We start from the raw sequence: 11844 nt of genomic DNA on the forward strand, positions 1-11844 counted from the left end.
TGGGTGTTTTATTTTTCTTGGGTGGGGTTGTTGTTAACACCTCGGGCGGGCGGCCCTCCTGGGGGGGGGGGGTTGTTTTTTTGGGGGGGGGGGGGGGGGGCCCAACCCCCCCCCCCCCCCCACACGCTTCCCAGGTTGAGTCGACTGGTCAGTGGGCCAACGTCAACTCGCGCGGCGCGCCCGAATTCTTTGCTGCCAGTTTTGCGTCCTGCGCGCGTTGCAGGCTTCCGAACGTTTCCTGTCCCTGCTTCTTCAAGAGGTGCTTGATGCGGTTGGCTGGAATCCCCACGAGTGGTGAGTCTCCGAGCACGGAGAGGAGATCCGATTCTGACTGGTCGGAGTATCCGGCGGAAATAAGCGCTTCCAGATCGGGAAACACATCGGCATGCCTGTCAGTTTCGAGGTCGAGGAGGTGGTCCTCTTTCCCTCCCAGGCTGTAACACCAGAGAAAATTGTCAGGCTGCTGGTTCTCGACGAGACGCTTGAAGCGGCTGACTTCCTTGGTATAGCAGTAGTAGCCGACTGCTGGAACGCTGTCCATGATTCGCATCCAGGTGAGCAAGTATTCATCGGAAAAGAATTCACCAGAATCGTGCAAACGAATCCACTTTCCTTCGTATCGCCGGTGACTCAATTCTTCTGTCATTCGCTCCTCGAACTCCTTTGGGGAATCCCGGCAGAGGAGGAGGTTGCGAATGTGTGCAGCGAGCACATTCTTGAAGCGATACGTTCCAACTCTTGCGTAGCAAAGTTTGGCGCACGCCCCGGCCTGGGGGCAGACATTGAAATTACTACCGTCGGGTAGAGTAACGACAAAAGCGGGTAGCGTCCAATTGTAGACGCCGATTCTCCGCAAGTCCGAATTCTGGGTGAGGAGCCACTTGCGGGGGCTTCGCTTCGTCGGGCTGGTGGTCTCGGCCATGTCAGTCACTTCCTTCTTCCGGGGCAGTACAGGGCGTGGCGTCGAACCGGCCGGGGCAGCCCGTATGGGGCCGGACGCATGCGTGGATCCCGAGCGCGGTCACGCCGCCCTCGGCCCACGCAAGGAGGGCGAGGGCCCTGGCGATGGCGGTGCGCGCCCCGGCCCGGTGCTGACCGCCGTACTGGGCGTCGTCGCCGTGACCGGCAATCAGGTCTGCGGCCTCCGTGCGCAATCGGGCGAGTTCGGCGTTGGTGAGGTCCCGCATCTCTGTGGTGAAGAGCGGGACCATGAACAGCAGCCAGTCCGTCCAGATCGGCGGCACCGCGCTGCCGGGTGAAGCGACCACCAGACCGAAGGGGCTCTGGTCCTGGTCGGAGTCGAGACGATTCATGGCGGGGTCTCCCAAGTGGAAAGCGCAGATGGTGAGTCGGGGTAAGCGGGCTCCATGCAGGGCGCCCCCGGCTCGTACTGAGCCGGGGGCGCCGTGTGGGGAGTTCAGGACTGAATCAGTTGCCGCGTGCGGGGCAATCGACGGTGTGCGCAAGGGACCGGCGGAATCGGGGGGATCCGCCGACGGCGTCACGTGCTTGGAGGAAGTAGTCGCCCAGATCCTCCGCGCAGTTGATCTCCTCGGTGGGGACAGGCTCTTGGCAGTGGGGGCACCGGTCGACGAGGTCGATGGTGAGGCGCCGGTGCTCGTCGTACGTGGCCAGGAAGTTGAGCGCGCCGTTTGTGAAAGGGATGGTCAGGGCGACTGCGCGATAGTGCTGACCGCCTGTCAGGAGCGGGTGGACGCGGTCGTAGTCGGCGCGGACGGCGACGGGGCGATCGAGAGCACCGAGGCGGAGGCGATGGCGGAACACCCGCTCCACCCATGTGAGCTCGCCGTCCTTCTCGCTGTGAAGGCTCGGTTCGGGGCTCAGGGGAGTGGACCGGCCGGTCTGTGCGCGCCTCGTCGCCGCTGTGACGGCGGCGAGCTCAAGGGGGCTGAGGGCAGGATTGATCATTGTGCTCGGCATGGCTTCTCCGAGATAGGGATCGGATGGAGCCCGGGATCTCGGGCGCGCTTGCGGCCCTTGGGCCCGAGCGGGAATCAAGAACCGCTGACGGCGGCCATGGAGTAGGAGGGTCCCCCGCCCCACGAGAATCACACTACATATTGAAAACAGATACTGCAACGCCCTGCTGAAGGCAGCGCAGTCTCGAACTGCCGTCGAAGTGGTTGTCGGGCGCGGCTCGGTGCTTCAGCATCTCGTCCGGAACTTCAGCAAGGGGACGTTCACTTGGAGTTGAGCCAGGTCGAGATCGGTTTGCCCTGCCGTCAGAGTGCGGATGCTGAAGGACTGGATGAGACGGAACGAGGCTTCGGCAGTGCGCTACGCAACTTCAGCACGCAGGCCAGGGCCCCTCCCGCCGAAGTGCCGGACGAACCCAGCAGATGGTCGGCGTCCGGTTGTTGGCCTCCTGCGCGGCTAGCCAACAACCCGCCAACCACACGGCGCCTACGCTGCGACGGTCAACTGGCCGACTTCGTCGAGCATGAGCTGGGCGCGGGTGAATGCCGCCTGCTTGTGACCGTATGACGGCACGACCAAATGCATGGTTTCGTGCGCCAGCGCGCGGTCCGCTTCCTCACGCGTCGTGACCAGCGACAGGTTGACGGCCATCAGAGGAACGGTCAGCCGGGCGTTCTCCGGGCCCCGGTAGACCTGGGCCGCGTAGTGCGCGAAGAACGGCACGCCGGTGACCGAGGCGTACGCCTGGAGATCGACGACCAGATGGAAGGTCCGCTGGGAAACGTACGCGAACTGCTTGGCACGCCGGCGCAGCCAGGTCACGTCGACCGGGAGGTCGCGCTCGTGCTCGGGCAGCGGACTGCGCAGCGCTGCGTGCCGGGTGTCGGTTACTGGATGTCCACGGTGCACGGTCATGAGTTCCTCCTCTCTGTCTGGTTGCGGTCGGCCCGGTTCTGCATGGTGCGGGCCAGGTCGAGTAGAGCTTGGGGTGATACCCCGAAGTGGGAGGCAAGCCCGTCCAGCACGGCGCCCTCGAGAACGAGTGCCTGCCGGCCAATGGCTTGGATACCTGCCGAGTGGGCCCGAACGACCTGGCCCTCGTCGACCTTCCACGAGGCTGCCAACTTGGCCGCAACGCTGGGCTTCAGGGTGCGCGTGTGTCCGTTCTCGAGCATGGCGTACCCGCTGCGTGACAGTCCGGCAGCCGCGGCCGCGACCGCCTGGTCCTGGCCGACACCACACCGCAGATCCTCCATCGTGGCGGCACGCCCAGGCCGCAGCCCGCCGACCGTGGTCGAGAGGCTGACCGCGAGCGCAGCCAGTGTCTTCCATTCCGGGACGCGCCGACCGTCTTCATAGGCGCAGATCAGGGCGGTCGACATCCCCGTGGCACGGCCGAGGTCCTCCTCGGACATGCCCCGGGCGGTGCGGACGGCACGGAGCACGGATCCGTCGAAGCCGCGTACGCCGCGACGGCGTGCTGTCACGCTGCTCACCTCCATAGTGTGCTGCGCCGGCCGAGCGGCCGACCTGAGATTCGTGGTCACGGTCCGAGGGACCGCGTGGTCATCATGCCAATACGCCTACTGGCACCTTGGGCGTCGCCCCCCGTGCTGCCCGTTAGGCATACCGGCCCTGCCAGGAATCCGCGTCCAGGCGCCGCAGCGCCGCATCCTCCTCGGGCGTGAGCCGATGGGTGAAGTCATCCCACCTGGCCAGTTCTGTCAGCTCGGGTCCAACTGCGGGCTCGATACGGGCCCGCTGCCCGTGGGCGAGGTCCATCTCGACCGCGTCATCGAGGAGCCGGACGCTCTCCCACTGCAGGCAACGGCGCCGAGCCGCCCCGAGGTTGAACAGGTACCCGTCCGCGGTGTTCTGGCCGCCGACGAGCGGCCTGATCCACACGAACTGTTCGTCGTCCTCGAATTGGTGGTGACGGGCGAGCGCGGCGCGGAAGGCTTCGCTGCCGTCGGGGTCGAAGACGATCAGGCGCGCGCCCGCGTCGACGGGGTCTCCCGTGGTGCTGTGGTTGCCGGCGAGGAGGTCTGAAAACCGCTGCCGCCACTGCTTGTCCGATGCCATTGTACAGCTCCTTGTATCAGGCGTAGTCGTCGGCCAGGCACAGGACGTCCTCTGCCGGCTTACCGCCGAGTTCGGTGATGCCCCGGGCTGCGAATGAGGCCAGGATCGTTTTGCGTTCGTTGGCGGACTGACACACGATGCGGCTGGGTGCCTCCGCGCCCAGCAGGTCGACGCCGTTCCTGAACATCAGTTCGTTGGCACCACCGGTGAACTGGGCGATCTTCATCGGGTCCTGGGTCATGGCGTTCTTGCTGTACTTGTAGTGATCGGGGTTGACGGCTCCGAAATGGTCTCCGTTGTAGGCGTAGTAGTCACTGCGACGCATGAGCACAGTGGGGTCATCCCAGATCAGCACTCCTCCGCCCAGGTAGTCCTTGCTGCTCTGGACCCGCAAGAACACCGAGTTGGCGCCACCGGTCATCTTGTCGTCCTGCTCGCTCATCCCTACCCCGCTGCCGATGCCCATGACGGCCCGCTTCTCTGTGGAGGCCAGGACGCCGGTGCCGAGCAGGCTGGCGAGGTCGCCGCCGCCGAGGCTGTGGGTCAGCGACCGTCCTTCGAAGGCCGCCTTGATCTCTTCCTGCTTGCCGGTGACGTCGAAGCGCGACCACGAAAGCCACTTCCCGGTCGTCGCCGGTGTCGGCTCGTAGCCGGGGCTGGCCGCCAGGTCGGCGCCACTCGAGAACCCGGCCGCCTTGGCGACCGCATCGCGCACGACTTCGACCTTCAGCGGCAGCACTTTGTGGGCCGCCTCCAGATGGATCCGCTTCATCTGCGTCTGCAGGGCCTCGTTGTCCAGCCCCATCAGGGATTCCATGCGCGTGTGCACGATCTCCTGGACCTGAAGGTCTTGGAGACCTTGAGCCGTCTCCATGGCCGCCTTCATACCGGCCGCGTTGCCCAGGCCCTGCGCCTTGATGTTGTTCGACAGGTACGTCCACTCGCCCTCGGCCGCTGTCATCGGCTTGTTCATCAGGTGCAGCTGCTCCAGCCGCTCTACGAGATCTTTGCCGTGGCCGGCGCCGGCCGGTGCGTGGACCTCAAGTTGCCCGCGCAGTGAATACTCCGTGCTGGCAGGGTCGTTCTCCTTGTACGGCCTGTAGACGGCCTTCCAGCCGTCGCCCATATCGATCTCGTACTCGGTCCCATTTGCTTGGCTGCGGCTGGCCCCGTCCCAGGAGCTCTTCCCGGTCTCGGGGTCCAGGGAAGCCTTGATCCGGCTGGCCTGGCGGACGGTGGCCGGGAGCGTTCCCGGCTCCGGCTCGCCGTCGGGCACCGCGACTTGCTTGGTGACCATCTTGGTCTCGGTCACCTCGTACGGGCCCATCCAGGGCAGCGGCGCCCCGCCGTTGTCGATCTTGTCCTTCACTAGGTCCAGCTGGTCCATGTAGTGCTGGGCCATCGTCTTCTCGTCGTCGCTGATCAACGGGTCGTTGAGGACCGCAGACACGGCGTCAACGGCTGCCTGGTGCTTGGCGATCGACTGCTCCGACACCGGGAGGCTGTTCTTCAGCTTGTGCTGCACCGAGCTGACCGCCTTCGAGGTCAACTCGCCCAGCTTCTGGTCCTTGTCGAGGCCGAGGCGCTCCTTGACCTCCTCCTCAACTTCGATCTCCTCCATGTGCGTGCCAGGGATGCTCAGCGAGTCGAGCAGCCTCTCCTCAGCCTCCTCGGACACATGGGTCAGGAGCACCTCCCGCGGACCGTCAGCCGAGTCGTACGCGACGAGCGCGGCCTCGGAACTGATGAAGTCATCCCCGCCGACCAGGATCGGGGTGCCGGTCGGTTGCCCGACTGGAAGTTCCACGGGAACTGGTGTCAGCGGCGGGTCGGTCTCCTCTTCCTCCTCGCCGTGCTGGACCCCCTCTGCGAGCAGCAGGGCCTCGTCACCTGTCGTCGGCTCCTCACCACTCGACTGCGCATCCTCACCGAGAGCAGGGGGTTCGAGGGAATCGGATGCAGCCTGGTCCTCGTCCGCGAACAGCTCGTGGAAAACTGCATCCCCGTTGAAGGGCTCATCCCCGGTCTCCGCGTCGACGCCGTCGGCTGCAAGAGCGACATCCAGTGCTGGTGGCGACTGCTCTGGCATCTCGATCTCCGCGCCGCCCGCTGCTCCCGTAAGTACGGTGCCTTCGTCTGCGGGCGTAGCGCCGTCGAGGTTCACTGCAGCGTCAGGGCTCTGGGCGAGCGCGGTCGGGCTGACCGCGTAGCTCTGGTGACTGGATTTCGACCCGGTGCCCATCAGCTACCTCCGTGCTTGAGGGAGGCGCCGGAGGGCAGCTTGAGCTGCTTGACGAAGAAGTCGGAGAAATCCTCGCGCAAGCTGTTCTTCCTCTCCACGGCGTGATCCAGGAACGTGCTGGCGATCTGCTCGTGCGTCACCTGGGACTGGGGGATCTTCAGGGCTTTGGCAGCCCGGCTGCGCATCTGTGGTACCCATGCCACACCGGTCTTGGCCCCCTCATGCGCGGTGGAGTGCAGGACGGAGCGCAGTTGTGCATCCGGCATGGACTCGAACTGTTTGATCACTGGGTGCGCCGCGGCCGGGTTGAGCTTGACGCCCTTGGCGAGGCCACCGCTGAGAGCCGACTGGTACAGCTTTTGGTGCACGGGAGTGAACCCGCCGCCGCCGCTGGGGGCGTAGTCGATCGACAACTTGTCCTGGCCGAAGTGCTTCCACGCTTGGCCGCGGTCGATCTGCACCAGGCCTCCGGAGGGAGTTTCCAACCAGTTGTCCTGGTGGCCGTCATGTTCACCGATGAACCAGGAGCCGACGTGTGAGCGGACGATCGCATCGACCTGGGACTGCGTCCACTGGCCCGGGCTTGAAGTGAACGGCTTCGCGCCCTGAAGCATCGGCTGGATGCTGCCGGTTGTTCCGTCCTCCTTTTTGTGGTGGTAGGCGGGAACCGCCGGGACGCCGCCCATGGACAAGACGTGAGATGCGGCTGCCTCCGTGTGGCCCAGGGCACCGCCGTGGTTGTGGTCGGCTTTGAAAAGCCACTTCGCTCCGTCGGGGCCGTCGTGCACCGTCTTGGCGTACGTCCCGCCGAGGTTGTTCGCCGCTATGCCGGTTCCGAAGGTCCATCCGGCGACCTCCTTGGCGTCGACACGGGCTGGCACGTCCTGGTTGGTCGCCTTCGCGTGCTGGACCTCGGCCATCAGCGCCTGGATGTTGGCTTTGAACGACCCCGGTTTGGGAGCCTTCACCGCCTTTGGTGTGACGGTCTTCGCTGCGGCGGGCGCCAAGGGCTCCCCGGCGGCGGCCGAAGCGGCACCGCCGTTGGCCGGCATCTTGCTTGCCAGCGCCTGGACCGCCCCGTCGGATGTCAATTCACCGCCGGGCTTGGGTTCAGGTGCTGCGGCGGCCGCGGCTTTGGCTGCCTTCTTCGCCGCGGCGGCCGACACCTTCTCCTTGATTGCCTCTTGGTCGTACTTGGGGTTGAAGCTCGCCGCGATGTAGTTCTGCACCTGCGCGCGCGTGGCATCGGCGTTGTTGTCCATCCCCAGCTCGCCAGCGACAGCGCGCAGTTCGGCGAGCTTCTGTTCCTTGGCCCAAGCCTTGAAGTCGTTGGTGAGCTTCTCCGGGTGCAGGTACTTGGCTGTATCGGCCCCCGGATGCTCGGCGAACGGGTCCGCGGCCAATGACTGCTGGCTCGTGGCGTACCAGCCGTGCGCTGCTTGCTGCATGGCCTTGAGCTCACCGGCATTGGTAGCCCACGCAGCGATCGCCCCAGGCTCTCCTGGAGCCGGAAGGTTGCCATCGGGGGCGAGGGCGGAGTGCGTGGCGTAGGCGGTACCGAGATCGGCGAGCAACTTTTGCCGCTGGACGGCAATGTCCTTCAGCGCGGCTGCTTCGCTCTCCGTCGGTGACCGTAGGAGCATCACGAGTTGGCGCGGGGTGAGGTGCTTCGCCTCGGTCTCTGTCATGTCCCCGGCTGCAACGGCTTGCTGGACCAGAGGCTGCACGTCCTTCGGCAGCACGGAGCTGAGGGCGAGAGCGTGGCCGACCATGAACCCGGCTTGAGCCTTCGCCTTTTCGAGGTCATCGCCGAGTTCAGGGCAGTCCGCCGTTGCCACCTTGTGCTCGGCGGCCAGTAGCTTCTGCAGCGCCTCGCCCTTCTGCCCGTCTGCCGTGTACGCGGCGGCGTGCTTGTAGGCGCTGATGGCTTCAGCGAGAGCTTGACTGGCCGCCTCCGCCTGCTCCGGCGTCGCCGACCAGGAGCCGCCGCTGACGGGCGGCTCGGTGCCCTCGAGTTGGTGCAGGTCGGCCAACGTCATTCCGCCGACCTTGTCGCCGGCGAGCAGCTGCTGATAGCGGTTTAGGGCTGCTGCCTGGATCTTCTGCTTGGACGGGATGTCGCCGGGGTAGGCCGGGTCGAGCCAGTGGACCAGGGGGTGCTGGATCGGGACTTTGCCGGACAGACCCACCAGCGCGGGGTGCTCGAATCCTTTGGCCGCGGCGATCTCCCGCAGATCGTCCTCGTCGAGCGAGTTCAGGAACGCGGCCGTCTCGGCCTTGAGCGCCTTGGTGTGGGCCTCGATCTCCTCCTCGGAGGCGCCCTCCTCCTTCAGCTTTTCGATGGCCTCCTGGGCCAACTCGACCTGGTTGACAAACGCGTCGTACCGCTCTACTGGATCCTCGGGGACGGCATCTTCGATGTCGATCGCGAACGGGGGTTCGGCGATCTCGGCCATGGTGTTCATGGCCATCAGCAGTTCGGCCTTGGCCTGGATCTCCTGGCCGGACATGGGCTGCTCCGGCGCCTCGGCCACCGGTCCTTCCGTCCCCTCGGATGCGGTCGTGGGCCCCACCGCGTAGGACGCGTGGCTGGACTTGCTCCCCGTCCCCATCACACCTCACCTCGTGGAGGGAGGGTGGGGATGACTTCGGCGAGCAACTCGTCCAGAACAAGGTCGGCGGCATGCGCGAGGTCGGTCGCAGCGGCAGGGACAGCCGCAGGCTCGATCGCGCAGGCACTGCCGGACTGCGCGATCCAGCGCTCGATGTCCTCGGCCGAAGTGCTCTCACCCAGGCGCTCCCGCCACGGATCGGCCGGGTCGTAGACCAGAGGGACCCAGCGCACGAGGCGGGCTGTCGACTTGGGGTCCTCGTCGAGCGCCAGCACGGCGACGGGGTCGACAGGCATGCCCAGAGCGGGGTGCCACACGAGGAGGATCCACAGACGCCAGGCGGAAGAGGCCGATGTCGTTGTAGGCCCATCGGCTGCCTGGCGGTCGAGCTGATCGGGATCGGTCATCGGAAGGCTCCTCCCATCGGGGGTGTCACCTGCTACAGGTGTGGGTGAAGCCGCCGGTGTGACAGTGAGGGCGGAGAAGCTTCAACGAGGCGGCAGCAGCGAGGCCATGTACTGGACCGTCACGGCGAAGGCGTCCTCGGACCGCGCGTGGACGTCTTCGCGGCCGTTGGCGGTCATGACGGCGCCGTGCAGGGCGTACTGGTGTGGATTCTGCGAGATCAGGGTCAAGCGGGTGCCGAAGAGTTGGACCATTTCCGCGATCCGGTTGGTGCGGGACAGACCCGTGAGGATGACGGGCATGTCGTCGGGAAGGTTCGCGGCCAGCCAGTGCAGGCCGGGCCGCTCCCAGGTGTCCCAGGTGGCGTTGTCGCGGACGGTCTGCACGTTCACGGCGATGGCCGCAGGCCGGGTGTCATCGATCCAGGTCAGGTAGCGCTCGAGGTCCTCCAGCCGGAACCAGTAGATGTTCGGCACGACCGGCACCCCGGCCTCGGCGAACTCCTGAGCGAGTATCAGGCTGCGCCGCATGTTCAACAAGTGCTCGGTCCTGGGCCAGTCCCCGTAGATCGAGTAGTTGCACGACAGCACCAGATCCCACTGCTGCTCCGCGATCCGCTCGACGAGGTCGTCGCGTTGCCGCCTGGTCCAGAACGCTTCGACGAGCGGGTCCTCGCCGTAGCCGACGAGGACCGCCTTCTGGTGCGGCTTGAGATCGAGAGCCTGGCGCGCGGACTGCTCGGTGAACCGCGGGTACAGCGTGTGGGTGTCGGGCGAGAAGACCCGTCGCAGGCCCACGCCGTAGGCCGGCCAGTTCAGGCTGGTGTCGAGCTTGGTGACGGAGGAGCCGTCGGTCATGGGGATGAAGGGAGGCAGGCCTTCGGGCAAGGGGCTGTCGATGCTGATGTCGTCGAAGGTCAGCGTGCCGCCGACGTCGGCCATCCACTGTGCGATGTCGGTCCGGCTTCCGCAGCGGATCGGGCACTTGCGGGTCGCGCAGGCGTTTGCGGGAGCGTCCGCTTCTGCCGCGGCGCAGCCGCAGAACCGGCAATCGGAATTGGTGCCCGAGCACAGGGACTCGACGGTGGCTGGGCCGCCCCGGCCGTCGGGCCCGGCGTAGAACGCGCAGGCGTTGCAGTCGCAGCCTCGGCCGGGGAGGGGCACGCCGACGGTCGGGGTGGGCAGGGAGATGCTGGTCATGCTGCTTCGGTTCCTTCGTGTGTGGTGTCCGTGGTGTGATCCGGCTGAGCGGAGCCGTGGCTGTCGTCGAGGTGGGTGCCGAGCTCTCGCAGGGCGAGCCGCAGGGAGCCGCGGTCGTAGCGGGCGATCTCCTTGCCGGCACGGACCTCGAGCAGCAGACTGCGGACGCCGTCCAGGGCGGCGCGAACGACGTCCGTTTCCACGGCCGGTTTCGGCTGTGCCTCTTCGAAGGCTGCCTCAGGCTGTTGCTCTGCCATCGGGCCGCGCGACGGCGGCGGCCCCTCGGTGACTGCACCTTCAGCCAAGTTCTCCTGCTCAGGGGCGAGCGGCGTGGTGCTGTCCTCATCGGCCTCGGGCGGGCCGGGCGTCTCGCCGGTGGCAAGGACGCGGCTCAGTTTCGCGCGCCGGCCGGCATTGGCCACGTCCTGCCGTTCCTCCGCCTCCGCGATGATCTCGTCCGGTCCGAGCTCGGGCTCCTCCAGGCCGACGTTCACGGCTGTCGGCAGGAGGTGGAGCCGCTTGGAGGTCTTCAACGCGGCCCAGATCCCCTGGGCAGCTTCCGCCCGCCCGTTGCGGAGCTCGGCGTAGCGAATGCGAGTGTTCAGGCGGACCGCAGCCTCGTCCATCTCCTCGGTGAGCTCACGAGGCAGCGCGCGGAAGGCGCGCACGAGTTCGCCGGCCTTGCGTTCGTTGAGTTGAAGCCCCAGGCGGCTGAGGACCTCGCTCCATGGGGCAGCGCAGCTGTGGTCGGTGCCACGGATCTTCTCCAGGGCCTTGAAGCGCTCCGCCGGGTCGGGGATGGCATAGACCTCCTGGGGGACGGGCTTGCCGGCCTTCAGGAGCTTGCCCACGAGGATGGCGCACCGTTGGTACAGCAGTGCGGCGGCCTGCTCGCCGGGCCGCAGGGGTTCACGGGCGAAGTTCTCGACGAACCTCCACATGTGGCGTTCTTCGTCGCTCAGAGGGCCGGGGCAGACCACCGCGGGCAGGGCCTGGAAGTGCGGGTTGTCCGGCCGGTGGGTGGCGCCCCAACGCATGGCACGCAGGCGCCGCTCGCCGGTGACCAGGCGGATGGTCGGCGCCCGGCCGTCGACGACGATCTCTTCGGCCAGGACCGGCTCCAGGAGTCCGACGACGGACATGGAGGAGATGAGATCCGCGAGTTCCGAGGGTGGAAGCGAATCGGAGGGATTGCGTGCTTGGGCCTCGGTGAAGGGCGCCCCCGCGCCGCGCAGCGGAAGCATGTCGAATCGCCGCTGCCGCAGCTTGACGCTGCGGTGCAGGATCTCAGTGAGCCGGATCATGCTCCCGCCGTCGGGCGGCGCCTCGAGCGAGGTACTGGTCATCGCGCTGCTTCCTTCAGGCC

At 66.6% G+C, this 11844-nt stretch carries 11 protein-coding genes; all 11 read right to left on the reverse strand.

What is annotated here, in order from left to right:
• Positions 1-148: 148 nt before the first annotated feature.
• The 11 genes from ABZ833_RS44285 to ABZ833_RS44335 all read right to left on the reverse strand — a co-directional run bounded on the left by ABZ833_RS44285 (position 149) and on the right by ABZ833_RS44335 (position 11824).
• Positions 149-922 carry a hypothetical protein gene (locus tag ABZ833_RS44285; protein WP_361059377.1) on the reverse strand — a complete coding sequence of 258 codons (774 nt, stop codon included), beginning with the start codon at positions 920-922 and terminating at the stop codon, positions 149-151.
• A 1-nt stretch (position 923) separates the two neighbouring features.
• The gene (locus ABZ833_RS44290) at positions 924-1313 is read right to left on the reverse strand and encodes a hypothetical protein (RefSeq protein WP_361059379.1); all 390 of its coding nucleotides are present in this window, start codon (positions 1311-1313) and stop codon (positions 924-926) included.
• Positions 1314-1428: 115 nt separating this feature from the next.
• Positions 1429-1941, reverse strand: coding sequence for a hypothetical protein (locus tag ABZ833_RS44295; RefSeq protein ID WP_361059381.1), 513 nt, complete (start codon positions 1939-1941; stop codon positions 1429-1431).
• 483 nt (positions 1942-2424) lie between these two features.
• Complete coding sequence (locus ABZ833_RS44300; protein WP_361059383.1) at positions 2425-2853, reverse strand: hypothetical protein; 429 nt, start codon at positions 2851-2853, stop codon at positions 2425-2427.
• Entirely contained in the window at positions 2850-3425 is a 576-nt protein-coding gene (locus ABZ833_RS44305; RefSeq protein WP_361059385.1) for a helix-turn-helix transcriptional regulator, read from the reverse strand. Before ABZ833_RS44305 ends, ABZ833_RS44300 begins: the two co-directional genes overlap by 4 nt.
• Before the next feature lie 133 nt (positions 3426-3558).
• The gene (locus ABZ833_RS44310; RefSeq protein WP_361059387.1) at positions 3559-4020 is read right to left on the reverse strand and encodes a hypothetical protein; all 462 of its coding nucleotides are present in this window, start codon (positions 4018-4020) and stop codon (positions 3559-3561) included.
• A 16-nt stretch (positions 4021-4036) separates the two neighbouring features.
• On the reverse strand, positions 4037-6262 hold the full coding sequence (locus tag ABZ833_RS44315; RefSeq protein ID WP_361059388.1) for a hypothetical protein: 2226 nt from the start codon (positions 6260-6262) through the stop codon (positions 4037-4039).
• Positions 6262-8796, reverse strand: a complete 2535-nt coding sequence (locus ABZ833_RS44320; protein ID WP_361059390.1) for a hypothetical protein — start codon at positions 8794-8796, stop codon at positions 6262-6264. Before ABZ833_RS44320 ends, ABZ833_RS44315 begins: the two co-directional genes overlap by 1 nt.
• A 77-nt stretch (positions 8797-8873) precedes the next feature.
• The gene (locus ABZ833_RS44325; RefSeq protein WP_361059392.1) at positions 8874-9281 is read right to left on the reverse strand and encodes a hypothetical protein; all 408 of its coding nucleotides are present in this window, start codon (positions 9279-9281) and stop codon (positions 8874-8876) included.
• Positions 9282-9362: 81 nt separating this feature from the next.
• A complete protein-coding gene (locus tag ABZ833_RS44330; protein WP_361059394.1) occupies positions 9363-10478 on the reverse strand; it encodes a DUF4417 domain-containing protein in 1116 nt (371 codons plus the stop codon).
• Positions 10475-11824 (reverse strand): ParB N-terminal domain-containing protein, encoded by a 1350-nt coding sequence (locus tag ABZ833_RS44335; protein WP_361059396.1) that lies wholly within the window; start codon positions 11822-11824, stop codon positions 10475-10477. Before ABZ833_RS44335 ends, ABZ833_RS44330 begins: the two co-directional genes overlap by 4 nt.
• Positions 11825-11844 lie beyond the last annotated feature (20 nt).

This window comes from Streptomyces sp. NPDC047525 (assembly GCF_040643025.1).
Classification (GTDB): Bacteria; Actinomycetota; Actinomycetes; order Streptomycetales; family Streptomycetaceae; genus Streptomyces; species Streptomyces durmitorensis.